We start from the raw sequence: 24,534 nt of genomic DNA on the forward strand, positions 1-24,534 counted from the left end.
CTACTTTTTCCGATTTAACCATAATTGATAAACAGCCATTCTACGTCCAAACGGTAGTAAATACCATTCTTTTTCTGCCAATACTCGTAGCTTAGCAATCACTGTCATCATCACAAATGCACCGATACTCACTGCTGAGAAACCTGCTATCACCGCCACCATTCGAGGCGATAAATAAGGATGTAGCAGTTCTGGTACAAGTTGTAGCCAAAGTATTACTACAGCCGTCATAAAGATTGCTGCAATGCCAAATTTTTTATAAAAGCTACTAGGTGCTAATTGCACTGCTGTCATTTTCTTCAAATAGAAAACTAGCATTAGGGCTGTGAACAATAACCCTGTATTGTTAGCAATGGCTGCACCTAAAACGCCAAACAAACGAATAGTCAGCACATTCAATATTATTTTCAGGATAAAACCAACCAATAAAAATATAGCTGGCCTTTTTAATTTTCCATAGCCTTGCAAAATAGCTGTGAACGTCAAAATAATTGACAAAGGGACGATTTGTAACACATATACCATGAGTACTTCTGACAGTACATCCGTTTTAAAGAGCATTTCATTAATATAAGGCATAACTAGTACTAAACCTAAAGATGCTGCTCCTCCAAATAGCACAGATGCTCTATATGTTAGCTGTATAAACGGAATGGCATTACGACCTTCATGCTTTTTAGACATATGTGCGACAAGTGGCACGATTGCCAATGAAAGTGAAGATGCAATGACGACGCCTAACTGTACCAAAGGCTGACCTCGATCATAAATACCTTTTGTTTCCTTCGCCATTGTTTGGTCCATGCCACTATCTAATAACAACGAATAAATTGTAAAGGAATCAACTAACTGATAGCCAAGCAATAACAAGCCACTCATACTAACACTTAAACTGAGTAGTGTGACCTCTTTAATAATTGGATAGCCTGCATAATGCTGCTGTAATTTCTTATTTTTCACTAGTCCAAATCTTTTTTTAAAGATAAATGCTAACACAATAAAACCAACAACTTCACCAACGACTGTACCTATAATAGCCATCTGTCCAGCACCGTATAGCGATTTTGTCGTTGCCATTATCATAAATGTACCTGCTAAAATAACAGATACTCTGACAGTTTGCTCAAGCACCTGTGCATAAGCTATTGGCTCCATAATCCCTCTTGATTGGAAGCCTCCTTTAATAACGGCAAGAGCTGGCATAACAAGTACTATAAATGAACCTGTTCGTATTAAAGGTGCTAGCTGGGCATCACCCATAAACTGTGCAATCATATCTGCTCCACCAAACAAAGCTGCAAAGAACAGCAATGATAATACAGTTAGATATCTAAAAACAATACGTATAATACTGTTTCGTTTTTTATTTCGCTCCAGTGGATCTACTATACAATCATTATCTGCAAGCATCTTAGAAATGGCTACTGCAAAGCCACTAGATGTCCATACGACAAAAATAGAAATGACTGGATATACTTGCTGGTAAATATAAAAGCCTTCATCCCCAACAAGATTTTGAAAAGGCACACGATAAATTGCACTAAGAACCTTTACTATCAGTGCTGCAATTGTAAGCAGGGCCGCACCCTTCATGTAGCTTTTCATGCCAAAACGTTCCGACATAAATTGCCCTCTTTCCTTCTTTAACAATGCCAATAGTATAGCATATCTCAAAAGTTTGACGCGCCCTATAGCATCTCTTTTTATTATCGACATAAGGACTATGTAAAAAAGTTATTGTACAGCCTCAAAAAGGCAGCACAATAACTTTTAATTTCAACTAAGTATTCATTTGTTTAGCTAAGAAGTTTGCAGCCGTTTCGACAACTTTTACTTCTACTTCACCTACAAAGTGTACCTTTGATAAAACGATAATACAGCCAATAGGATCACCATTTACCATTATAGGCGTTGCACAATATGACTTTACTTGCTCATATTGTCCAGGGACAATCTCGATAGTTGTTTCCATTTTCTCTATTTTTGTTGAACGCTCGTCCATAAATCCTTCTGCAAAGGAAGTAATACGACGATTAATGTACTCTTTTTTACCGATACCTGAGACAGCAATTACTTCATCTCGATCGGTTACAAACGCTGGAGTACCTAACGTTTCATACAATGTTTCCACATACTCTCTTGCAAATTCCCCCAAATCATTAATAGGAGAATATTTCTTTAAAATGACTTCGCCTTCACGATCTGTATAAATTTCTAGCGGGTCACCCTCACGAATACGTAGCGTCCTACGAATTTCTTTTGGAATAACCACACGCCCTAAATCATCAATACGACGAACAATTCCTGTTGCCTTCATTCTTAATGCCTCGCTTTCGCTACAATGAAATTTTTATTCAAATATAGTATGGTTTTTTATGAAACAATCTATGCAAAAACTGAAGAAAAAGGATTTCACAACCAACAATATTTTTCAAAAACCTTAAAAATCATGCTATAAAGGCTATTTGTGTGTAGAATTTAACCTTAATCAACTTAAATTTAGAATAACCAATTGAATAAATTTCTATTAGTGATTACTGAAAAAATTTATTGAGTAATTAAATTTTGATCTCAAAATATAAAAAGAAAAGCTGATCGTTATCCTATGTAAGATACAATCAGCCTTTCTTTTAAGGTTGTTTTTTTGCATTAGAGATCATTTGCATCATCTCTTCTAAAATATCAAAAGGCTGATATTTTCCACACTTTCGTTCATCAATTGTTAATTTCAATTGCATATTATCCATGCCGAAGCCAACAGCACGTTCAAATTTCATGGATTGCTCTACAATTTTACCACCATCGACATTTGCCGTACCTTCTTCTGATAATAAAATCGTAATAATTTTTTGCTTTTCCTTTACTGATAATACACCGGCATTTAAGCCCCATACCTTCATACGTGCAATTTTTAGTAACCGCTCCGTTTCAATCGGAAGATCTCCAAATCGGTCTTCTAATTCCTCAATGATTTCATGATATTCTTCCACCTGATCCATTGCTTTAATACGTTTATACATTTGAATTTTTTGATAGCCATCTGGAATGTATACATCTGGGATATATGCATCAACGCTTAATAAAATTTCAATATCAGGTCTTTCTTCTTTTTTCACACCTGTTTGACGCTCTGCAATTGCTTCTTCCAGCATTTGTGAATATAAATCAAAGCCTACTGAATCGATAAAGCCGTGCTGCTGAGCCCCCAATAAGTTCCCAGCACCTCGAATAGATAAATCTCGCATCGCAATTTTAAAGCCTGATCCAAGCTCTGTAAACTCTTTAATTGCCTGTAATCGCTGCTCCGCCACGTCTGTTAAAACCTTATCACGTTGATACATAAAATATGCATATGCTACTCTATTGGAACGACCTACACGTCCTCGCAATTGATAGAGCTGTGCCAAGCCCATTCGGTCAGCATCATGCACAATCAATGTATTCACATTTGGTATATCAACGCCCGTCTCAATGATAGTCGTTGTTACAAGGACATCATAGTCACCTTCTAAAAAGGCTAATATCACCGATTCTAGCTCTGATTCTGTCATCTTACCATGTGCGTGTCCTACGCGTGCTTCTGGAACAAGGACTTGAATTTCTTCAACCTTTCGAGCCATATCCTCTACTCGATTGTATAAATAGAATACTTGCCCTCCACGCGCCATTTCTCGTTCAATGGCTTCACGTACTAACGCACCACTATGTTCCATTACATACGTTTGTACAGGGAAACGATTAGCTGGTGGTGTTTCAATGACAGATAAATCACGGACACCTACCATCGACATATGAAGTGTTCTTGGAATTGGGGTAGCCGTAAGTGTTAAGACATCTACATTTGTTTTTAACTGTTTAATCTTTTCCTTATGTGTGACACCAAAACGCTGCTCCTCATCGACAATAAGCAGTCCAAGGTCTTGGAACGTTAAATCTTTCGATAAAATTCGGTGTGTACCTATAACAATATCAATTTGCCCTTCCTTTAATCCCTTTAACGTAGCTGTTTGCTCCTTTTTTGTACGGAAGCGTGATAGGAGACCGACATTCATTGCAAAATCCTGGAAACGCTCACGAATTGTTTCGTAATGTTGCTGAGCCAAAATAGTTGTTGGCACAAGAAAAGCCACTTGTTTTCCATCCTGTATCGCTTTAAACGCAGCTCGAATAGCTACCTCTGTTTTACCATAGCCCACGTCGCCACAAACAAGACGATCCATAGGGCGTTCACGCTCCATATCACGCTTTACTTCAATAATGGAACGTAATTGATCCTCTGTTTCCTCATAAGGGAAGGATGCTTCAAAATTACGTTGATCATCGTTGTCTGGAGCAAATGGATGTCCCTTCTCAGCTTCACGCTTCGCGTAGAGCTTAATCAAATCATCAGCAATATCTTGCACAGCTGAGGATACCTTAGCTTTGGTCTTTTTCCATTCTGCCCCACCAAGTTTATGTAGCTTCGGTTCACGGTCTTCAGATGCCACATATTTTTGAATCAAGTCAATTTGCTCTACCGGAACATATAATTTATCATCAGCTCGGTAGCGAACGTGTAAATAATCTTTATGTGTACCATTTACCTCTAAGGTTTCTACACCTATATATTTCCCAATACCATGATGAACATGGACAACGTAGTCACCAGGTTTAATTTCTGTATAGCTTTTAATACGTTCTGCATTGGTCATCTTTTGAGAGCGTGCTTTTTTCTTGACCTGCTGCTTAAAAAGCTCATCCTCTGTCACAATTGTTAAGCGTTGCAGAGGGAGCTCAAAACCGCTAGAAAGTGTACCGTCTACAATATAAATACCCGGTTCTGTAGGCTTACCACTTACTGCATAAATATCATATTCCTCTAGCATTTGCTGAACGCGTTTAACACGCTCTTTATCTCGGGCAACGATGAGTACTGTAAATTTACCAAGTAACCAACGTTCAACTTCGCTTTGTAACAATGACATTTGCCCATGAAACTGTTGCATTGGTTTACAAGAAAAATTCGTTGTCTTATTAAATGTTACACCTGCAAATGTTCGAGAAAATAATGAGAAATACAATTTTTGTTGAGACAGCATTGCCAAAATTTCTTTTAAGGAGAAAGCTGGTTTTACATCATGAACCATTTTACCTTCTTCAATTAACGATAAAAACCATTCATCCTCTTCTCGTTCCCAAGCATCCATAACTTCTTGAATACGACCAAGCTCATCAAATAACACGATTCCATCATGAGCAAAATAGTCACCGAGATAGGCTGTTTTCTCATACAACAACGAACCATATTTATTTACATAGTCAGGTAAATTACCCTGCTGTAACAATTCAATATCATATTGAATATGCTGAAACAGTAGCTCTTTTGTCTCCTGTTTTTTAACCTTCTTTAAGCTTGTTGCTAAAGCGGCTTCTAAGCGATCAGCCAATGCCACCCTTTCTTCCTTCGTTAAAATTACTTCTGACGCAGGAAGGATTCGAATTTTTTGTAATTTATCAATGGATCGCTGATCATCTGCTGAAAATGTTCGAATCGAATCCACCTCTGTATCGAATAACTCAATACGAATTGGGGACTCTAAATAAGGAGGATAAATATCTAAAATTCCGCCACGTAATGCAAATTCTCCAGGTGTTGTTACCATTGAATTACGGACATATCCCATTCCCACTAATGTTTGTAGCCATTCATCAATTTGAATATCTTCACCTACTGCAGTTTGTAAAAAGTATTGTAGCCAATGTTCTTTTGGCTGCATCATTTTGCGTAAGCCTGCAACTGGTATTACATAAACAGCCTTTTCACCTCTAGCTAGACAATCGAGTGTAGCAATACGTTCTGCACGTAATTCAGGTGATGCTACAGACAAATCTGCAGCAATAAACTCATCAGCAGGATAATAATGAACATATTTTTCTCCTAAAATACCAGCAAGCTCATCAACCATCTTTTGTGCCTGCAATAAATTAGGAGAAATTATATAGATCGGTTTTTGTACATATTCGAATAACGCATCGACCATTACTGGGCGTGCGCTTCCTGTTAGTCCTGTAATAAGCTGTGATACAGTTTGACCGATCTGAATCTCCTGTAAAAATGATGTGATATGTTTGTCCTGCGACACTAACTGTCGTAAAACTTCCACAGTCAAAAGCTCCTTTCAGCGCGTATTTCTATCGCTATATACTATGAATCTAGTACGATAATACGTATCAATTTTTGTCATTTGTTAAACGGAAAAAGCTTTGAACGCACACAATGTGCGCCAAAGCATCTCTCCAATTATTGAATCCATTTATTGAGTGCATGATAATCTGGATATTGTCTCAGCGAATCCTCACATTGCTCACATATGCAGTGCACAGTTGTATGTCCATGTTGATCTTTCTCAACATAATCATCCGCTTCTCCCATTTCGAAAATATGCAGCTTTCGAATTGTATCATCTGCATCAAATGGGAGTGTCCCTATTTCTACTTCACAATGCCGACATCGATAGCGAACTGACATCTCCAAATCATCCTCCTTTAAGCAGCTTACTACTTAAAGTATAGACATTTCTAAAAAGGATTATGCACTATTCAATAATCACTAAGCATGAATGTTTTATTTCTTTGACTTAAAAAATGAATAATCTTAGCATTGTGTTGGAGACTATCAATAATACTGCCTATGACACTTACATCTACAAAAAATTGAAACTTATAGCCGTTTTTATTTGGCTATCCGTTAAAATGATTCATGACATCAAGAAATGGCTTTGAAAGAGATGCTTCAACTGCATTTACACACTTCTCAACAGTGTTTTCTATGGCAGCTTGGTCTTCTTTCGAAAATTTTGACAACACATAATCTGCGACCTTCATACCAGCGGGAGGGCGACTCACACCAACACGGATACGATTAAACTCTTGCGTGCCTAAATGTTGAATCAATGATTTAATTCCGTTATGTCCACCCGCACTTCCTTTTTGACGAAGGCGTAATTTACCTGTTTCTAAATCTAAATCATCATAGATGACAATTAAGTTTTCCACATCAATATCAAAGTAATTCATAAGAGGCCCAACACATTCCCCTGATAAATTCATATATGTTAAAGGCTTAACAAGTAGAACCTTTCCTTCTGGACGATGTACAGTTGCATACATACCATTAAACTTTGAATTTGTTAAAGGTGTACCCCATTTTTCAGCTATTGCATCAATAATATCAAAGCCAATATTATGTCTTGTATGCTCATAAGGTTTACCTGGGTTCCCTAAACCAACGATAATTTTCATAAGTACCTCTCTTCTTTTCCATCTAATAGTCATTATTTTACCATATCGTACACTAAGAAAGCATTTCGTACATTCTTGCATAAAAATTATTTAAACCAAAAAGGCTATTAAAGAGATGTAGCCTCTTTAATAGCCTTTGCAATATATTGTTATTATTGTTCTTCTTCGGTAGTTTCAATAGCAACTGGAGCCATAAGTGTGACCAAGATATGATCATCTTCACTAACAACATCAAAACTAATAGTCTCACGAATATCAGCTACCGTGATGGTTTCGCCAATTTTAAGATTCGTAATATCAATTTCAATTGCTTCAGGTAAGTCAGCCGGTTTCACTTTAATTTTTATCTCTAAGTTAGGCTGCATCAAAATGCCACCTTCACTTACACCAATTGACTCACCAACTAGTTTAATAGGGACATCCGCTTCTAACGCTTCAGACATATTAATGGCTAAAAAGTCTACATGGTTCACTTCATCTCTTAAAGAGCACTGCTGGATCTCTGACACCACAACATTTACCTGTTTTCCTTCTAACTCCACCGAGAACACACTGTTTTGTCCATTTTTTTGAATAGATTTTTTAAATTCTTTCGCTGAAATAGAAATTGGGGTTGAAACTAAATTATAGCCGTAAATAACCGCAGGAATGGCTCCCCCTTTTCTAAGTTGGGTTAAAGTCGAACGATGCCCAGCTTCGCGCTTTGTAACACTTAATACTGTACTCATATCTATATCTTCCCCTTCTAAGAAAAATTATTTACGCCTTACTACAAATGTCACTACACCTCAAAAGGATACGCATGACAATTGTTGAAGGCTATAATAATATTCACTTCTATCTTTATAAGTCGTGAAATATTATTAAGTCACAATTACCATTATACCCTTTTATAAGAAAATTCACACAAAAGAGACCTATAAAAAAACAAATCTACCTGTAAAGATAGATTTGTTCTTTATTTAGCCATATATTTATTAATCGAATAGAGTACTTACAGATTTGTTTTCATAAACACGAGAAATTGCATCAGCCATTAATTTAGCTACTGAAAGCTCTGTAATTTTTGGTGATTTTTTCTCTTCAGCCAGCTGAATTGTATTTGTTACAACTAATTCTTTGATTGCAGAATTTTCGATACGTTCGATAGCTGGACCAGACAGTACTGGGTGAGAGCAGCAAGCATAAACTTCCTTTGCGCCAGCAGCACGTAATGCATCTGCACCAATCGTAATCGTACCCGCAGTGTCAATAATATCATCAATCAAGATTGCCACTTTACCATCAACATTACCAACAATGTTCATTACTTCTGCAACGTTTGGTTTTGGACGACGTTTGTCAATAATTGCAATCGGTGCTTTTAAACGTTCTGCCATTTTACGAGCACGTGTTACACCACCGTGGTCTGGAGAAACTATTACAATTTCATCCGCTGGAATACCTTTTGATTTGAAGTAATCAGATAATAAAGGTACCGCCATTAAGTGGTCAATCAAGATATCAAAGAATCCTTGAATTTGAGGTGCGTGTAGATCCAATACGATAACACGTGTTGCACCAGCAGTTTCAAGTAAGTTAGCCACTAATTTAGCTGTAATTGGCTCACGTGCCTTTGCTTTACGGTCTTGACGTGCATATCCATAATAAGGCATTACAACGTTTACTGTACGAGCAGATGCGCGTTTAACTGCATCCACCATAATTAAAAGCTCCATTAAATGTTCGTTTACAGGTGCAGAAGTAGACTGCACGATAAACACATCACAACCACGAATACTTTCTTCAATGCTAATTTGAATCTCTCCATCGCTGAAGTGCTTAACAGAAGATTTCCCTAATTCAACACCCATTTCTTGCGCGATTTCTTGAGCAAGTGGATTATTAGAATTAAGTGAAAATATTTTTAATTGTGAGTTTGCATAATGATACGGCATGATGGCCTCCTGTTTAGTTGATAATTATTTTGAATTTAATTTGCTTACATAATTCGGTTTGTTTTCTTGTCTTGCACGTGCAATAGCAAGTGCGTCTTCAGGAACTTCTTTTGTAATTGTAGAACCTGCTGCAATAAATGAACCTTTTCCAACTTTCACTGGTGCTACTAAGTTGGTATTACATCCTACAAATACATCATCTTCAATAATTGTTTGGAACTTGTTTTTTCCGTCATAGTTGACAGTAATGGAACCACAACCAATATTAACATTGTTGCCAATTTCCGCATCGCCAATATAGCTTAAATGCGATACTTTTGTGTCATCCCCAAGCTTACTTTTCTTCACTTCTACAAAGTTACCAATTTTCACATGGCTACCAATATCAGAAAGTGGTCGAATATTTGCGAATGGTCCTATCGCTGTGTCTTCTGCTACAGCGCTTTCACGCACAACAGAAGAATGCACTGTTGTACGATCACCAATGCGGCTATCTATAATTTGTGAGTTAGGACCAATAAGACAATCCTCTCCAATAATTGTCTTCCCTTCAATCATAGAGCCTGGTTGAATAATAGTATCACGGCCAATCACAGCATCTGCACTAATATACGTTGCCTCTGGATTAATGATAGATACACCATTACGCATATGCTGCTCATTAATTCTTGTACGCATTAATGTCTCTGCTTGTGATAGAGCAACACGATCATTGACACCGAGTGTTTCCTCGAAATCTTCCGTTACATACGCTTCAACAATCTCGCCTTGCTTTTGTAATATTTCAATAACATCAGGTAAATAATATTCACCTTGAGCATTGTCATTTTTCACAAGCTTTAACGTCTCAAATAACGCTTTGTTATCAAAACAGTATGTGCCTGTATTTATTTCTTTTACTAATTGCTGCTCTGTAGAAGCATCCTTTTGCTCAACAATTTGCTCCACTTGTCCATTGTCGCCGCGTAAAATACGACCATAACCTGTTGGATTATCTGCAAGTGCAGTTAAAATTGTTGCCTTGGCACCCTTTGTTTGATGATGCTCAAATAAAGCTTGCATTGTTTCAGGGCGAATAAGCGGTGTATCACCACAGACAACTAATGTTGTCCCTTCTTCACTACCTAAAATAGCCTCTGCCTGCTGAACAGCGTGTGCAGTACCTAGTTGTTCAGCTTGTAAAACATACTCACTTTTATCGCCAAGCTGTTGTTGTACTTTTTCTGCACCATGTCCTACAACTGTTACGATGCGATTTACATCTAACGTTTGAATATGATCCACCACATGTTGAACCATAGGTTTCCCACATACTGGATGGAGCACTTTATATAATTTGGACTTCATACGTGTACCTTGACCTGCAGCCAAAATGACAGCAAAAACGTTGCTCATCTGTAAGTCCTCCAATACGCTCATTTTCTCTTATGACTATATAGCAAAATTCATCTATTTTCAAGGTGTGTAGACTTGACAAAAAGATGAATTCCGAAATGAAATGCACCTTATGCTCGATTGATTGTATGTATGTCCATAAACTACTATTTTTCTCTTACTTCCAAAATAAAAAGAACTCTCCGAATAAGAAGAGCTCTTAATATTTATTTTTATCAAAAGTACCTTAAATTTGAAAATTTTTAGAAATTTAACAAATCATTTGATTTTTAGATTGCTCTAAACTTTTCACAGCCTGTACTTTGATAACAATAATATTTTTCTTGCTAAACGCCAATTCCTTCTAATTCTTCAGCTTTATCGGCCTCTTCTGATTCGCTTGAATTGTGATACTCGTTTAAAATAATTTCCTGAATTTTATTACGAGTAGTCGAATTAATCGGATGCGCAATATCCCTAAATTCACCGTCTGGCGTTCGTTTACTTGGCATAGCCACAAATAATCCAGTATTTCCATCAATTACTCGAATATCGTGAACTACAAACTCATTGTCGAGTGTAATGGAAGCAATCGCACGCATGCGACCATCCGTCTGAACACGACGTAATCTTACATCAGTAACTTCCATTTTCTCACCACCTCTCTTCTTAGATGCCTAAATGAAAATATAATATTCTTAATTACCGAATATTTTCCTTTTCATAGTCTATCAAATTTTCTAAAAAATTTGAATACTTATTAATATAATATTTTCTCTAATTTACGTAAATTTTGACAATTGTTTGTCAGCCCTAAAAAAAACTCGCTAAAAGATTGTTCTTTTAGCGAGTTTTCATAGTGTTGAAAAACTAAATGGTCAAGGGACTCTTTGTGAACACTCCTAAGTCAAATGAAGGTGATCTCCGTTCCAGGCTACTCGCTTTGCCGCTGACGCTTCGCTTTCGCGCAGAGCAAGGCTTCCTGTGGGCGAGCGACGAGCCGCTTCCTGCGCTGACGCTCCGTGCAGGGTCTCGTCTGTCTCGCTATCCCACGGGAGTCGAGTAGCCTTGCACTCCAATCCGCAATAGTGTAGAACTTTAAATATATTCTTCCCTCAAAAGTAAAGTAAAAGCATGTTACTCACCATCATTAAATAAATACAATAGTGATACAATTCTATAGTTGTTATCCTGCATTTTATGGATAAAACCACTTTGACTTTATATAAAGTCACTTATTGCTGTCCCTCTGCTTTTCGCAAAAGAAAAAAGTTATATCAAAGCTACATTTTTGCACAAAATAGTGATGGCTAAGACTTCAAACTTATCACTATACATTTATGTGAAATGCCAATAGAAAATACGATGAGCAATGGTTGATTGGAGTGTAGACTGAGTGACTCCTCGGGGATTCAGCGTTACAGATGAGACCCTGGAGCGAGCAAAGCGAGTGAAGCGGCTCATCGGACGCCCCCAGGAAAGCACTCAGTTGGAACGGAGATCAACCCCTCGTTTTGAAAAAGGGCTATACTTTTTAATTTGTCACCTTGATTTCATTGACATAATAGTATTTCAACAACATGAAAACTCGCTAAAAGATTGTTCTTTTAGCGAGTTTTACTTATTTAACAATGGCAATAACTTCAATTTCCACTTTTACATCCTTTGGAAGGCGTGCAACCTCTACAGCAGAGCGAGCAGGTTTATGATTACCGAAGTGACTCGCGTATACCTCATTCATTGCCACGAAATCATTCATGTCCTTCATAAAAACTGTTGTTTTCACAACATGATCTAAAGATGTTCCAGCAGCTTCTAAAACTGCTTTTAAATTAGCAAACACTTGGTTTGTTTGAACTGTAATATCACCCTCTACCAATTCACCAGCTGCCGTTAACGGGATTTGACCAGAGCTGTAAAACATACCGTTTATTATAATTCCTTGCGAATATGGTCCGATTGCTGCTGGTGCATTTGTTGTTGCTACTACTTTCATTTATCATATCCCCTTTTAGAAAAATAGTTACCTTCACTTAATGCAATTGTACGATCTTTTTCATTGACCTCATGAAGCTTAACGAGTGAATAATAATCATCTACTAAAGTTTCATCTGCATGCTCAGCTTCTACAAGTACGGCGATACCTGCTAGCTGACAATCAAATTCCTCTAATAAATTTTTCATGCCGTTCATTGTACCACCGACTTTCATAAAGTCATCAGTAATTAACACACGTTGTCCACTCTTCATACTTCTTTTTGATAATACCATTGTCTGAATTCTTCTGGAAGAACCAGAAACATAGTTGATGCTGACTGTAGAACCCTCTGTTACTTTACTATCTCTTCTAACTACTACAACAGGTACATTTAAATGTCTTGCTATAGCATGCGCAATAGAAATCCCTTTTGTAGCAACAGTCATAATAACGTCAATTTGTTGATCAGCAAATGCCGATGCAAAGACTTTTCCAACTCGATTAATTAAATCTGGATTGCCGAGTAAGTCCGTCATAAATAAATAACCGCCTGGTAACAAACGATCTGAATGCTCAAGCTCTGCCTTTAAATCTTGAATCACTAAACGTACCTCAGCCTCGGACATTTTAGGAATATACTTCACTCCACCTGCAGCGCCCGGTACTGTCATCAATAACCCGATTCCTTTTTCTTCGAAAGTTTCTTTTACAATCGTTAAATCTTCACTAATGGAGGACTTTGCAGATTGATATAATTCAGAAAAATAAGTTAGCGGGATCAGCTGATGTGGATGTTCTAGTAAATAATATGTCATATCCACTAGTCGTTCACTACGCTTCCATTTCATGCGACCCTCTCCTAAACACGAATATTTATAGGTAAAATTAACACAAATTTGCGGTTTTAAGCAAGCGTATTTCGTTCACCTAAAATACGCACAGCATATACTTCTTCACAAAAACCACGTAAACCATTATAAATGCGGCTTACTCGAGCCTCGCTGTCTACTAGACCAAATACCGTAGGACCGCTTCCGCTCATCAATGTTGCATCCGCACCAAAGCGCTTCATTTGCTCTTTTAACATGACTACCTCTGGGTGCAGCTTAAATGTTACAGTTTCTAAAACATTTCCTAATGATGAACACAGAAGCTCATAATTCTCTGTTTCTATAGCATGAATCATTTGCATGGTATTTGGATGCTCTAACCCTTCTACTTTGAGTCCCCCATACACCTCAGCAGTTGAAACACCGATTTTTGGTTTTGCTAAGACTACCCAACAGTTTGGGGGTGGTGGTAATTCCTGGATCCTTTCTCCACGCCCTGTTGCTAATGCTGTGCCGCCATAGACACAAAACGAAACATCTGATCCAATTTTTGCTCCAAGTTCAGCTAATTCATCAATCGATAACCCTAAATTCCATAGCTCATTTAAACCCTTCAATGTAGCAGCTGCATCACTACTGCCCCCTGCAAGACCTGCTGCAATTGGTATTTCTTTTTCTATAGTAATGGATACACCTTGTCCAATGCCGTATGTATCTTTAATTAGACGCGCTGCCTGATAAGCAAAATTACGGTGATCATTCGGCACAAAGTTATCAGTGGAAATTATTTCTATAACGCCATCTGCTCGGGATTCCAAACTAATACGATCTGCTAAATCGACAGTTGTCATGACCATCTCTACTTCGTGATAATTATCTGGTCTTTTATAAAGTACATCTAATGTTAAATTTATTTTTGCAGGCGCCTTTACATAAAGCATCTTTCTTCCTCCCTTATAGCTACACTTATCAATTTATGCTTTGTCGTAATTATTGGCTGGCGCTCCGTTAGCTCTTCGCTTTCGCAACAACCTTTCATCTTACGTACAAGATTATTCATTTTATTTTACCATAATGGGAACCCGAAAATGGAAAAAAAGAACCGTATACCCCTAATTGGCGTAACGGTTCTCTCTCGTCAGTTGTGTTGTTGTGTTAGCAGAAAAATTTCATCCCTGCTAAACGAAATTATTTTTTATAAGTTGGCTATTTTAACAAAAATAGTCTACTTATTTTGGTCTTGCTCATTACTTGCTCGTTCAGCCATTTCTATGGCACGTTTGACCATATTACCGGCGTCACGAGCTTTAATGCCGCCCCAGCCCTCTCGTTGCACAACATCATAAAATCCAAGCTCTTTTGCGATCTCTTCTTTTAATCGAGGTGACATGATACCTTTTCTAGGCATATAAACTCCTCCTTTAACAACTGACGAATTTAGTATGTCCAGAAAAACGCAAAACACTCATGCAGTTTTTAACATACATGAGTGTTTCAGAATATAGAAATAAGTACTAGAAACTATTTTGCGACAGCAGCCTTTGCTTCGTCTAAAAAAGTAATCTCTACTGCTTCAGTTAAAATATCTGTGTAGCTATACGATACGCGCTTGCACGTATTGTCCTCTTGATCAAGCTCAACTACAAAGATAGCACGATATGTTTCACGTAATATCCCTGCACACTCGACCGTTTTCTTGCGACCTCCGTTTGCTCTTAACTGCAAACGTTTACCCAAATGACAATCCAACGACTTTTTAATGTCCGCTAAAGTTTTTGGCATTTTCGCTTACACCTCACTATTGATTAGTATAAGCGATTCGCCCAAAAATGTCAACAAAATATAATATTTTATCAGCCCTGAATAAATATTGTCAACTTATTTTTTATAAAAAATGCTGTTTTTTTTACTTACAAGAAAAAATGTTAACAAAATTTCTTACTTTACAAATGTCGGATAGAGTGCATCCGCTAATTTCCCAAACTCTTGAATGGTAAGTGTTTCTCCTCGACGAGTCGGCTCTATATTTACTGCTGTTAAAGCCTCTAAAATTTTCTCTTTATATTGCTTTCCATTAGGTAAACCCGATTGCAAATTATTGAAGATTGTTTTTCTTCGCTGCACAAAGGATGCACGTGTCACAACAAATAAAAAATCCTCATCAATCACTTTTACAGGGGGTTCATCATGTTTAATTAGACGTATTACCGCTGAATCTACATTTGGCTGCGGCATGAATACAGTCTTTGGCACGGTCATGGCAATATCAGCCTTCACATAATATTGAATTGCTATCGATAATGAACCATACTCTTTCGTTCCTGGTTTGGCTGTTATACGATCTGCAACCTCCTTTTGCATCATGACAACAAAACCTCTTATTGGTAAGCGGTCATTTAGCAATTTCATCAAAATCGGGGTTGTCACATAATATGGCAAATTAGCTACCACCATTATATCCTCAATACCCGGCATCTCTTCCTCAATTACTTTAACAACATCTGCCTTTAAAATATCCGAATGTACAATCGTTACATTATTATATGGACTTAATGTATCTTCTAATACAGGCAATAGTCGCTGATCAATTTCAAAGGATACTACCTTTTTAGCACTTCTAGCTAAGTGTTCTGTTAATGCTCCAATGCCAGGACCAACTTCAATTGCACCACTATTTTCAGTTAAATTTGCATGACTAACAATATTTCTTAAAATGTTTGGGTCTATTAAAAAATTTTGACCTAAGCTTTTTTTAAATGAAAATCCATATTTTTTTAAAATTTCTTGCGTTCTAATTGGTGTTGCAATATCCTTATGCATTGTTTTCCTCCTGATCTAGCTGTGCGACAGCCGCACCAAATTGCTGTTCTGTAATTTGAAACATTTTCAGCCTTTTGTGAAGCTGCTTACCATTTGTTGCGCCAATATTCAACAGCTCCCCGAGACGATCCCGACGATATTTTGCCTGAGGATGTCCAATTAAACGTGCTGTCATTAAATCCTCTAGCGTTATATCATCAATAGTTGGCTTTTCACTATTCGGCGTATAGACCTGTTGTAGTGCCTTACGTATATCCTCATCTGCTGCGTGCTCAATTCCAAGCCCTTTACCGTTTTTGGCAATCGTTTTTGCTTTTGGTAAGAAGGCATGCTTAACACCTTTCACACGTTCTTCTATAATTGCACGAATTCGACGTCCCGGATAATCAGGATCAGTAAAAACAATTACACCTCTTTTATCCTGTGCATGCTGAATTCGCTTCAGCGTTTCTTCTGAAATTGCTGAACCATTTGTTTCTATAGTATCTGCCTGTACAGCTCTTTTAATGGCAGTTGTATCATCTTTCCCTTCAACCACAATGATTTCTTTTATTTGCAAAAAGGCTCCTCTTTTCTACCTTATCTTCAGACCATTTTACAACTGCACTGTATGATTGTACAGGAATACACGGTTATGTATTGTGAACACTTGACCTATGGACAAAGTATTTGCATTCTGCCTAGAGGACACAATCTGTTTCTAGACATAAAAATTACTAAATAAAGATAAAAAAGCTTTCCCGCCAGTCAAAACAGGAAAGCTAAAGTTAGTGAAAAAACATTTGATTAATTTTACAATTTTTTTAATTTAATACTTTTATACGCACTTTCTTTACGCCCCACTTACTAGCCTGGGAATCAGATTGTACAAGTATATCGATCTTATTACCCTTAATTGCACCACCAGTATCCCCAGCTACTGCTGTTCCATAGCCTTCAACCCATACTTTTGAGCCAAGCTTAATAACAGATGGATCTACCGCAATTACTTTTAATCCAGCACCTGAACGTAAATTAATGCCAGTGGCAGATGTACCTGAGCATCCCTTACAGTATGGTGTATAGGCCGTTGCAGTAACATAAAATTCTTTACCGTTAGCTGGCTCTGCTGAACCACGTGATACAGTCGCCGCACTTGCAACAACAGTTTTAGTACCTACTGCTACCACTTGCTTCTTCGGCTCTTTTAAAACCTTTTCAGTTTTTAGATTGTTGGCTACCACTTTACCATTTTCTTTCACGATTTCAAACGTTCGAGAAATAGAACCTTTCTCGCCCGTTGTCACCACTTTTTGTTTTCCCTTCTGCAACGAAGCATCCTGCTTCTTTTCAACTGCGAAATCTAAAGAGTCTTCCACTACATCGATAACCTTTTCTACGCGAACTACTGTGATTTTACTCTTCGGAGTAAGAACGTCCTCGAGGTTATTTTCGACACGATCGAATTCATTAAGCTGAATTCCTTGTTGTTTTAAAAAGTTAGCGACCGTAGTCGAAGTGGACCATACTTGTCTTTCTTTTACACCATCGACAAGAGCTACTTGAAACGCTTTTTGAATATCAATTTTGTTCTCTGCTCCTACCTCTGTATCCAGACCTTGTACTAAAGAGTCGTGTTCAGATACTTGAATATTCGCTTCTTTCAAAATGTCTTTCACTAGTGTTTCAGTTGTCCAAACTTTTGACTGATTTCCATCAACTGAAATAGTTACTTCTTTTGCCTGTTCCCATGAAATTGCTAATCCATTAACAATTTTGGTGTTCAGAGAGGGTGATATTTTGTCATGCTCTGCTATGTCTATATTTTGATCTTGTAATAAATGTTCTACAGTTTTGGCATGTGTTGTTACTTCGATTTTTTCTCCGTTTGCTTCAAGCGTTACGGTTTGTTTAGTACCTTGATAAAGTACAAATGAAATTACAGATACAAACAGGACAAGTGAAATAATTCTTACCACTGTTTGCTTACTCCTCAATGATCCTAAGAACAAGTTTTTCATGGAATTATTTGACATGAAAAAACGCCTCCTTAATACAAGGTTGGATTATACGGACTAGATTTGGCACTGTCAACCCGAAAGTATTTCTAAGAAAATTGACTTCGCCATTTTGACCAACCACAAACCCAATATTGGAGGCATCTCAGCTAGTTAAACGTCAATCCTAAAAAATTTTTTCGCATTGGCTGTTGTTACTTGTGCAATTTCCTCAATGGTTAACCCTTTTAAACGCGCAATTTCTTCTGCCACTAATGGCACAAAAGCTGGCTCATTACGCTTTCCTCGATATGGATGGGGCGCTAGATACGGTGCATCTGTTTCAATCATCAAATGCTCTAACGGTATTTCTGTCGCCACTTCCTTGGGCATCCGTGCATTTTTAAATGTCACCGGCCCACCAAGGCTAATCATAAAATTCATAGCAATACATTCATGTGCAGTTTCTACACTACCGCTATAGCAATGCATAACGCCTCCAACGGATGCTGCATTTTCTTCACGTAAAATACGTACAACATCCCCTGTTGCATCTCTGTTATGAATAATGATTGGTAAATTCACCTTTTGCGCTAAATGAATTTGCTTGCGGAAAAGTGCTTGTTGAACATCTTTTGGGGATTTATCCCAATAGTAGTCCAACCCAGTTTCACCAATACCAACTATTTTTGGATGTGCTGTTAATTCCTCAATCCAATTCAAATCTTCTTGTGTACAATCAATCGCATCAACGGGGTGCCAGCCAATGACACCATAAACAAAATCATATTGTTCAATCAGTTGCATTGTCTTTTCAATGGTTTTACGGTCAAATCCAACTACAACCATTGTTTCTACTTTTGCCTCAAGAGCTCTATCAATAACCTCTTGTAGGTCTTCTGTATACTGATCTGCGTTTAAGTGTACATGTGTATCGATAAACATCGTCATTCTCCTAACATCGATTTTATTAAAAATTATTATTTCATTTTTTGCGTAAGTATTACAAATATATTACAAACAAATTGGTATTGTGACATTACACATAAACCTAAACACCTCAAATGATACTAATTACTCATAAAAATACATTATTTTCCTCAGGTAAATTATCTTACAATAATACTCACTGAAGATTATTAAAAGATTTTAAAAGCCTGCTGAACTTTTTATCATTCAGCAGGCCCACTAAAATTCTTTACTTTACCTTTGCTCCGTTTTCAAGTTTTGGATCAACCGATGCTAACTTTAAAATTCCATCTTTTTCACCAGCTAAAATCATACCTTGCGATAATTCACCCCGTAATTTCACTGGTTTCAAATTAGCGACTACTATCACCTTTTGACCTACTAAATCGTCTGGAGAATAGAACTTGGCAATGCCTGAAACTACTTGTCGTTGCTCGTATCCAAGATCCACATGAAGCTTTAATAATTTATCTGCTTTCGGAACCGTCTCACATGCAGTTACCGTTGCTACACGCAAATCGATTTTCATGAAATCATCAATTGTAATTTCAGGAATTTCTGGAATCTCAGGAGTTTTCGATTGATCTTTAGGTTCCTCTTCCTGCAGCGTTTTCACTGAACCACGCATTTCATCACGAATATAGGCAATCTCTATTTCACTCTCTAAGCGAGGGAATATCGGAATACCTTTTTCTACCACTTTAATGTTTGCTGGAATAGTATTGCCGAATGTTTCAATTGTATCCCATGCTAAGAATCTGTCATCCAAGCCTAACTGCTCAATTATTCGTTTAGGTGTAGTTGTCATAAACGGTTGTAACATGACAGCAATTTGGTGTAAACTTTCCGCCAAATTTCGCATAGTAGCACCTAATTTTGGCTTATCTGTTTCCTCTTTCGCTAGAACCCATGGTTGAGTTTCATCTATATACTTGTTTGTGCGTGAAACAAGTGTCCATAAGTCTGCCAATACAACACTAAATTGCATTTTTTCCATACTTTCTTCATATTTAATACGTACCGTCTCAGCCTGCTCTTTTAAAGCCGCATCAAACTCTGTTGGTAGAAGATTTTCTGTAGGAATAATACCATCGAAATATTTATTAATCATAGAAATTGTACGATTCAATAAATTTCCTAAATCATTCGCAAGATCGAAGTTAGTTCGTTCCACAAATGATTCTGGCGAAAATACACCATCAGAACCAAATGGTAGTTCGCGTAATAGGAAATAACGTGTCGCATCTAGGCCATAACGGTCAATTAACATTTCTGGATAGATTACATTGCCCTTTGATTTAGACATTTTACCATCCTTCATCATAATAAAGCCATGTGCAAACACTTTTTTAGGAAGAGGTAAATCTAGTGCCATTAGGAAGATTGGCCAATATATTGTATGGAAACGAACAATATCCTTTCCAACTACATGTACATCTGCTGGCCAATATTTGTTGAATAATGTTTCATCTTCTGATAGGTAGCCTAAAGCAGTGATATAGTTCGTTAAGGCATCTACCCAAACGTAAATAACATGTTTAGGATCTCCAGGTACTTTAATTCCCCAGTCGAATGATGTTCTTGATACAGATAAATCTTCTAGCCCTGGTTTAATAAAGTTATTAATCATCTCATTTTTTCGAGATTCAGGTTCAATGAACTCCAAGTTCTCTTCATAATAAGCTAATAGACGGTCTGCATATTTCTTCATATTAAAGAAATATGATTCCTCTTTAACTTTATGCACTGGGCGACCACAGTCAGGACAGTTACCATTCTCTAATTGTGTTTCAGTAAAGAATGATTCACAAGGTGTACAGTACCATCCCTCATACTCACCTTTATAAATATCGCCATTATCTAAAAACTTTTGGAAAATTTTTTCGACAGCTTTTTTATGTCTATCTTGAGTTGTTTGAATAAAATCATCATATGAAATATCCATTAAAGTCCATAGTCTTTTTGCAGCATCTGCAATTTCATTCACATATTCCTGTGGATGCTTGCCCGCTTCAGCTGCTTTCTCTTGAATTTTTTGTCCATGCTCATCCATTCCAGTTAAAAAACGTACATCATAACCACGTAAACGCTTATAACGTACAATTGTATCTGATGCTACAGTTGTATACGCTGTACCAATATGAAATTTTCCACTTGGATAATAGATTGGGGTTGTTATATAGAATGTTTTATTTTGTTCGTTCACAAGAACTGCCTCCATTGTTTCACAATATACTATCTATTCTAACGAAGTACGAAATTCGTTTCAATGAAAGTTTGAATCGTACGCGAAAATTGTCGAATCATATATTCAATCCATTAAATGTCTTAAATAAGAAGCTTTTTTACTATAAATAAAAATATATAATAAAAACCTTTTAAAAAAATCGATATATCTGTTTTCTCCTCAAAAATTTTTTTGAAACCAATAATATTAGTGCATTAATTAATTGACGTTTATGGCATTACTTGGTATGATAACTATCAGACAAAGAAATTATGTCGAAATTTGACGAAATACCAATATAACTTTTAACATTAGGAGGAAAAATAATTATGAAATCAACAGGAATTGTTCGTAAAGTCGATGAGTTAGGTCGTGTAGTAATTCCTATCGAACTACGTCGTACATTAGGTATTGCTGAAAAGGACGCTTTAGAAATCTATGTGGATGATGACAAAATCATCTTAAAAAAATATATGCCTAACATGACATGTGCTGTTACTGGCGAAGTATCTGATGATAACTTCCGTCTAGTTGGAGGCAAATTAATTTTAAGTCCAGAAGGCGCAGAAATGTTAGTGAAAGAAATCCAAAATAACTTAAAAAAATAATATGATGTACGCCTAAATCGAGAATAGCGATTTAGGTGTTTTGCTTCTCTAGTTTTTAATATACCCAATTGGGGAGACCCTTATAATGTCCATGTCAGACCTTTCATATTTAAGGGTACTATTTTTTACAATTATTATCAATTTAAACATTTATAATTATTAAAAAAACATAATTCTCAACTTGGTTAAATATACAAAAGAGGTCGCCTCTCTAAAGGCCACCTCTTCTTTTTATTGGCTATGATATTCGTTGTATACATCTCGTTTAGATACTTGCCTTAGTTTCGCTACTTCTTTTATGGCTTCTTTTGATGTAACACCATCCTGAGCAATAATATAATCGACATGTTCAACAAAGGACATCTTTGCCCAATATGCTTCTTCACTATCCTCTTCCTCAATATTGCTATTTCCTTCAAGGACAATACAAAATTCTCCTCGGATTTCCTCATTTTGAGACCATTCTACCGCCTCATTGAGAGTTCCTCTTAAAAACTCCTCGAATTTCTTTGTCAACTCGCGCGCTAATACAATTCGACGATTCCCAAGAATAAGTTCCATATCTTTCAAGGTTTCCTTTAAGCGATGAGGTGCCTCATAGAATAGCATTGTTTCCTGACGTTTTTTTAGCTGCTCTAATTGATGTCGACGTTCTTTTTTTCCGCGATTTAAAAATCCATAGAAGAAAAACGGCTGAGGTGTTAATCCAGATGCAATTAAAGCGGATATTGCGGCATTCGGACCTGGTACCGGCACAACCGGAAAGTTTTGAACAATTGCTTTTTCAACAATATCTGCACCTGGATCAGAAATACAAGGTAAACCTGCATCGCTTACTAATGCTATTGTTTTACCTTCCTGTAGCAACGTTAATAATTTTTCTCCACCCACCGCTAAATTATGTTCATGATAACTTATTAAAGGTGTTTCAATATCAAAGTAGTTACACAGCTTTTTTGTATTTCTAGTATCTTCTGCTGCTATAATATCTGCCTCTTTTAAAATACGTAGTGCTCTCACGCTCATATCCTCTAGATTTCCAATAGGTGTTCCTACAAGATATAAACAGCCTGTCTGATCGTGTATTGTACTTTTTTGTGATTTCACGATTCACCCCTCCTTATATAATTAATTTTTTGTGTTCTTGTTAGTTGCTTAAAAGCATATTCTGCACGCATTGCCTCTGGCTTTGTTTTAAATTCTTCCATATAAATACATTTCACTGGTCCTCTAGCTCTTGTATATTTTGCCCCTTTACCAGCGTTATGTACAGCTACACGCTTTTCTATATTATTTGTATAACCTGCATAAAGTGATTGATCAGCGCATTCTAGCACGTAAAAGTAGTGACTATTGTTCTGTTCCATAAAGAATTTCTCTCACTTCAGGTGTATATTCATTATTTGCATTATAGACATACAGAGGTGGTAATATTTTTAAATCCGGCTTTCCATCTTTTATTCCTTCTATTAATAATGTATTGGCCTCTTTTCCTTCTTTCGGATAAATAAATTGCATTCGTTTGGGCTCTAAACGATTTTCACGCATAGCCGTAACAATGTCTAATAATCTCCCTGGACGATGTACAAATGCGGCCTTTCCACCCTGTTTTAATAATTTACTAGCTGATTGAATTGCTTCTTCTAATGTTAAATATAGTTCATGTCGTGCAATGGCATGATGCTCACTAAGATTTTTATCACTTGCCTCATGTGCTAAAAAGTATGGTGGATTGCAGGTAACAACATCATATTTTTCAACACCCAATTGTTTTGGTATTTCTTTCACATCTCCAAGTATCATTTGAATTTGATTTTCTAACTGATTGTACTGGATGCTTCTCGCTGCCATATCAAATAAACGTGGCTGAATCTCTACCCCCGTTATTTGTCCCCTAGTCCGTGCACTTAAAAAGAGAGGAATGACACCATTACCTGAGCATAAATCAACAATGTTTCCTTTATAGTAAGGAACATTGACAAATTTCGAAAGTAGCACTGCATCCAAAGAAAATGAAAAGACTGAGGGACTTTGTATAATGCGTAAGTTCTCTGCCAACAAATAATCTAGCCTTTCATCATCCTTTAACCAATCATTCATATTTTTCTTCCTCCTACTATACAAAACAAAAGACTGATACCACCGCAGTGGCAATCAGCCTTCTATTACACATTTTGTTTATTTAAAAATGATAGACAAAACAGACAGTCTTCACCTTTACGTGAACTTCCAAAATGAACATGACATACATGGAAGCCTTCTTGGTACAAACGTGCCAGGTTATCATAGCCCTCTCCAATATCTAGTGAAGTCTCTTTCTTCACATCAGCAGCCTGTACGGAGTTATCTTTAGCAAGTAGTTCTTCTAGACGTGTACGAAGGTGATGATTTTCTGTTTCAAGTGCCTTATGCTCTTCCATCATTAACGCTACAAATTGCTTCAATGCACCAAATTGCTCCTGCATTGCTTCGAGCTGTTGTTCGAACTCCATAACAGTATCTAAGAAATTACGGTCCTTCACCCAAGCCACCTC

At 37.0% G+C, this 24,534-nt stretch carries 25 protein-coding genes; 1 reads left to right on the forward strand and 24 read right to left on the reverse strand.

The window, feature by feature from the left end; translation table 11 throughout:
* From ACQKIM_RS15030 to metG, 20 genes are all read right to left on the reverse strand, one after another.
* On the reverse strand, window positions 1-1,623 hold the full coding sequence (locus tag ACQKIM_RS15030; protein ID WP_427545266.1) for a putative polysaccharide biosynthesis protein: 1,623 nt from the start codon (window positions 1,621-1,623) through the stop codon (window positions 1-3).
* A gap of 157 nt (window positions 1,624-1,780) precedes the next feature.
* Complete coding sequence (gene spoVT / locus ACQKIM_RS15035) at window positions 1,781-2,317, reverse strand: stage V sporulation protein T (RefSeq protein ID WP_427545268.1); 537 nt, start codon at window positions 2,315-2,317, stop codon at window positions 1,781-1,783.
* 313 nt (window positions 2,318-2,630) lie between these two features.
* Window positions 2,631-6,143: a transcription-repair coupling factor gene (gene mfd, locus ACQKIM_RS15040; protein ID WP_427545270.1), complete on the reverse strand. Its 3,513-nt coding sequence runs from the start codon at window positions 6,141-6,143 to the stop codon at window positions 2,631-2,633.
* Window positions 6,144-6,280: 137 nt separating this feature from the next.
* Entirely contained in the window at window positions 6,281-6,508 is a 228-nt protein-coding gene (locus tag ACQKIM_RS15045) for an anti-sigma-F factor Fin (RefSeq protein WP_427545272.1), read from the reverse strand.
* 212 nt (window positions 6,509-6,720) lie between these two features.
* Entirely contained in the window at window positions 6,721-7,281 is a 561-nt protein-coding gene (gene pth, locus ACQKIM_RS15050) for an aminoacyl-tRNA hydrolase (RefSeq protein WP_427545274.1), read from the reverse strand.
* Window positions 7,282-7,433: 152 nt separating this feature from the next.
* On the reverse strand, window positions 7,434-8,009 hold the full coding sequence (locus tag ACQKIM_RS15055) for a 50S ribosomal protein L25/general stress protein Ctc (RefSeq protein WP_427545276.1): 576 nt from the start codon (window positions 8,007-8,009) through the stop codon (window positions 7,434-7,436).
* Window positions 8,010-8,258: 249 nt separating this feature from the next.
* Window positions 8,259-9,218, reverse strand: a complete 960-nt coding sequence (locus tag ACQKIM_RS15060) for a ribose-phosphate diphosphokinase (protein ID WP_427545278.1) — start codon at window positions 9,216-9,218, stop codon at window positions 8,259-8,261.
* Window positions 9,219-9,242: 24 nt separating this feature from the next.
* Window positions 9,243-10,613, reverse strand: coding sequence for a bifunctional UDP-N-acetylglucosamine diphosphorylase/glucosamine-1-phosphate N-acetyltransferase GlmU (gene glmU, locus ACQKIM_RS15065; protein WP_427545280.1), 1,371 nt, complete (start codon window positions 10,611-10,613; stop codon window positions 9,243-9,245).
* 326 nt (window positions 10,614-10,939) lie between these two features.
* On the reverse strand, window positions 10,940-11,242 hold the full coding sequence (gene spoVG, locus ACQKIM_RS15070) for a septation regulator SpoVG (RefSeq protein WP_054772170.1): 303 nt from the start codon (window positions 11,240-11,242) through the stop codon (window positions 10,940-10,942).
* Between the two features lie 688 nt (window positions 11,243-11,930).
* Window positions 11,931-12,056: a hypothetical protein gene (locus ACQKIM_RS15075; protein WP_427545283.1), complete on the reverse strand. Its 126-nt coding sequence runs from the start codon at window positions 12,054-12,056 to the stop codon at window positions 11,931-11,933.
* Window positions 12,057-12,213: 157 nt separating this feature from the next.
* Complete coding sequence (locus tag ACQKIM_RS15080) at window positions 12,214-12,588, reverse strand: RidA family protein (RefSeq protein WP_427545284.1); 375 nt, start codon at window positions 12,586-12,588, stop codon at window positions 12,214-12,216.
* On the reverse strand, window positions 12,585-13,418 hold the full coding sequence (gene purR, locus ACQKIM_RS15085) for a pur operon repressor (RefSeq protein ID WP_427545286.1): 834 nt from the start codon (window positions 13,416-13,418) through the stop codon (window positions 12,585-12,587). Before purR ends, ACQKIM_RS15080 begins: the two co-directional genes overlap by 4 nt.
* 56 nt (window positions 13,419-13,474) lie before the next feature.
* Entirely contained in the window at window positions 13,475-14,341 is an 867-nt protein-coding gene (gene ispE / locus ACQKIM_RS15090) for a 4-(cytidine 5'-diphospho)-2-C-methyl-D-erythritol kinase (protein ID WP_427545288.1), read from the reverse strand.
* Window positions 14,342-14,625: 284 nt separating this feature from the next.
* Window positions 14,626-14,808, reverse strand: a complete 183-nt coding sequence (locus tag ACQKIM_RS15095) for a small, acid-soluble spore protein, alpha/beta type (RefSeq protein ID WP_054772167.1) — start codon at window positions 14,806-14,808, stop codon at window positions 14,626-14,628.
* Between the two features lie 113 nt (window positions 14,809-14,921).
* Window positions 14,922-15,182, reverse strand: a complete 261-nt coding sequence (veg, locus tag ACQKIM_RS15100) for a biofilm formation stimulator Veg (RefSeq protein WP_283870258.1) — start codon at window positions 15,180-15,182, stop codon at window positions 14,922-14,924.
* Between the two features lie 156 nt (window positions 15,183-15,338).
* On the reverse strand, window positions 15,339-16,220 hold the full coding sequence (gene rsmA / locus ACQKIM_RS15105) for a 16S rRNA (adenine(1518)-N(6)/adenine(1519)-N(6))-dimethyltransferase RsmA (RefSeq protein WP_427545290.1): 882 nt from the start codon (window positions 16,218-16,220) through the stop codon (window positions 15,339-15,341).
* Window positions 16,213-16,779, reverse strand: a complete 567-nt coding sequence (gene rnmV, locus ACQKIM_RS15110) for a ribonuclease M5 (RefSeq protein WP_427545292.1) — start codon at window positions 16,777-16,779, stop codon at window positions 16,213-16,215. Before rnmV ends, rsmA begins: the two co-directional genes overlap by 8 nt.
* A 244-nt stretch (window positions 16,780-17,023) precedes the next feature.
* Window positions 17,024-18,235 carry a ubiquitin-like domain-containing protein gene (locus tag ACQKIM_RS15115; RefSeq protein WP_427545294.1) on the reverse strand — a complete coding sequence of 404 codons (1,212 nt, stop codon included), beginning with the start codon at window positions 18,233-18,235 and terminating at the stop codon, window positions 17,024-17,026.
* Between the two features lie 135 nt (window positions 18,236-18,370).
* The gene (locus tag ACQKIM_RS15120) at window positions 18,371-19,141 is read right to left on the reverse strand and encodes a TatD family hydrolase (RefSeq protein ID WP_283870254.1); all 771 of its coding nucleotides are present in this window, start codon (window positions 19,139-19,141) and stop codon (window positions 18,371-18,373) included.
* A gap of 253 nt (window positions 19,142-19,394) precedes the next feature.
* A complete protein-coding gene (gene metG, locus ACQKIM_RS15125) occupies window positions 19,395-21,386 on the reverse strand; it encodes a methionine--tRNA ligase (RefSeq protein ID WP_427545297.1) in 1,992 nt (663 codons plus the stop codon).
* Between the two features lie 335 nt (window positions 21,387-21,721).
* Here metG and ACQKIM_RS15130 point away from each other — a divergent pair, with 335 nt between their 5' ends.
* A complete protein-coding gene (locus ACQKIM_RS15130) occupies window positions 21,722-22,000 on the forward strand; it encodes an AbrB/MazE/SpoVT family DNA-binding domain-containing protein (protein ID WP_427545299.1) in 279 nt (92 codons plus the stop codon).
* A gap of 231 nt (window positions 22,001-22,231) precedes the next feature.
* On the opposite strand, the gene rsmI is transcribed toward ACQKIM_RS15130, so the two are convergent.
* From rsmI to yabA, 4 genes are all read right to left on the reverse strand, one after another.
* Entirely contained in the window at window positions 22,232-23,107 is an 876-nt protein-coding gene (rsmI, locus tag ACQKIM_RS15135; protein WP_427545301.1) for a 16S rRNA (cytidine(1402)-2'-O)-methyltransferase, read from the reverse strand.
* Window positions 23,104-23,367 carry a GIY-YIG nuclease family protein gene (locus tag ACQKIM_RS15140; RefSeq protein ID WP_427545303.1) on the reverse strand — a complete coding sequence of 88 codons (264 nt, stop codon included), beginning with the start codon at window positions 23,365-23,367 and terminating at the stop codon, window positions 23,104-23,106. The genes rsmI and ACQKIM_RS15140 overlap by 4 nt, the downstream gene beginning before the upstream one ends.
* Entirely contained in the window at window positions 23,351-24,100 is a 750-nt protein-coding gene (locus ACQKIM_RS15145) for a tRNA1(Val) (adenine(37)-N6)-methyltransferase (protein WP_427545305.1), read from the reverse strand. Before ACQKIM_RS15145 ends, ACQKIM_RS15140 begins: the two co-directional genes overlap by 17 nt.
* A 65-nt stretch (window positions 24,101-24,165) precedes the next feature.
* Entirely contained in the window at window positions 24,166-24,522 is a 357-nt protein-coding gene (yabA, locus tag ACQKIM_RS15150) for a DNA replication initiation control protein YabA (RefSeq protein ID WP_427545307.1), read from the reverse strand.
* Between the last annotated feature and the right edge of the window lie 12 nt (window positions 24,523-24,534).

The sequence above is a fragment of the Lysinibacillus sp. NPDC047702 genome (assembly GCF_050272555.1).
Classification (GTDB): Bacteria; Bacillota; Bacilli; order Bacillales_A; family Planococcaceae; genus Lysinibacillus.

What these genes read in the sequence shown, in the direction of transcription:
- ACQKIM_RS15030 (WP_427545266.1), bottom strand. Translation starts at nt 1,623, where the DNA reads ATGTCGGAACGTTTTGGCATGAAAAGCTACATGAAGGGTGCGGCCCTG.
- spoVT (WP_427545268.1), bottom strand. Translation starts at nt 2,317, where the DNA reads ATGAAGGCAACAGGAATTGTTCGTCGTATTGATGATTTAGGGCGTGTG.
- ACQKIM_RS15045 (WP_427545272.1), bottom strand. Translation starts at nt 6,508, where the DNA reads ATGTCAGTTCGCTATCGATGTCGGCATTGTGAAGTAGAAATAGGGACA.
- pth (WP_427545274.1), bottom strand. Translation starts at nt 7,281, where the DNA reads ATGAAAATTATCGTTGGTTTAGGGAACCCAGGTAAACCTTATGAGCAT.
- ACQKIM_RS15055 (WP_427545276.1), bottom strand. Translation starts at nt 8,009, where the DNA reads ATGAGTACAGTATTAAGTGTTACAAAGCGCGAAGCTGGGCATCGTTCG.
- ACQKIM_RS15060 (WP_427545278.1), bottom strand. Translation starts at nt 9,218, where the DNA reads ATGCCGTATCATTATGCAAACTCACAATTAAAAATATTTTCACTTAAT.
- glmU (WP_427545280.1), bottom strand. Translation starts at nt 10,613, where the DNA reads ATGAGCAACGTTTTTGCTGTCATTTTGGCTGCAGGTCAAGGTACACGT.
- spoVG (WP_054772170.1), bottom strand. Translation starts at nt 11,242, where the DNA reads ATGGAAGTTACTGATGTAAGATTACGTCGTGTTCAGACGGATGGTCGC.
- ACQKIM_RS15075 (WP_427545283.1), bottom strand. Translation starts at nt 12,056, where the DNA reads ATGAGCCGCTTCACTCGCTTTGCTCGCTCCAGGGTCTCATCTGTAACG.
- ACQKIM_RS15080 (WP_427545284.1), bottom strand. Translation starts at nt 12,588, where the DNA reads ATGAAAGTAGTAGCAACAACAAATGCACCAGCAGCAATCGGACCATAT.
- purR (WP_427545286.1), bottom strand. Translation starts at nt 13,418, where the DNA reads ATGAAATGGAAGCGTAGTGAACGACTAGTGGATATGACATATTATTTA.
- ispE (WP_427545288.1), bottom strand. Translation starts at nt 14,341, where the DNA reads ATGCTTTATGTAAAGGCGCCTGCAAAAATAAATTTAACATTAGATGTA.
- ACQKIM_RS15095 (WP_054772167.1), bottom strand. Translation starts at nt 14,808, where the DNA reads ATGCCTAGAAAAGGTATCATGTCACCTCGATTAAAAGAAGAGATCGCA.
- veg (WP_283870258.1), bottom strand. Translation starts at nt 15,182, where the DNA reads ATGCCAAAAACTTTAGCGGACATTAAAAAGTCGTTGGATTGTCATTTG.
- rsmA (WP_427545290.1), bottom strand. Translation starts at nt 16,220, where the DNA reads ATGCATAAGGATATTGCAACACCAATTAGAACGCAAGAAATTTTAAAA.
- ACQKIM_RS15115 (WP_427545294.1), bottom strand. Translation starts at nt 18,235, where the DNA reads ATGTCAAATAATTCCATGAAAAACTTGTTCTTAGGATCATTGAGGAGT.
- ACQKIM_RS15120 (WP_283870254.1), bottom strand. Translation starts at nt 19,141, where the DNA reads ATGTTTATCGATACACATGTACACTTAAACGCAGATCAGTATACAGAA.
- metG (WP_427545297.1), bottom strand. Translation starts at nt 21,386, where the DNA reads ATGGAGGCAGTTCTTGTGAACGAACAAAATAAAACATTCTATATAACA.
- ACQKIM_RS15130 (WP_427545299.1), top strand. Translation starts at nt 21,722, where the DNA reads ATGAAATCAACAGGAATTGTTCGTAAAGTCGATGAGTTAGGTCGTGTA.
- ACQKIM_RS15140 (WP_427545303.1), bottom strand. Translation starts at nt 23,367, where the DNA reads ATGGAACAGAACAATAGTCACTACTTTTACGTGCTAGAATGCGCTGAT.
- ACQKIM_RS15145 (WP_427545305.1), bottom strand. Translation starts at nt 24,100, where the DNA reads ATGAATGATTGGTTAAAGGATGATGAAAGGCTAGATTATTTGTTGGCA.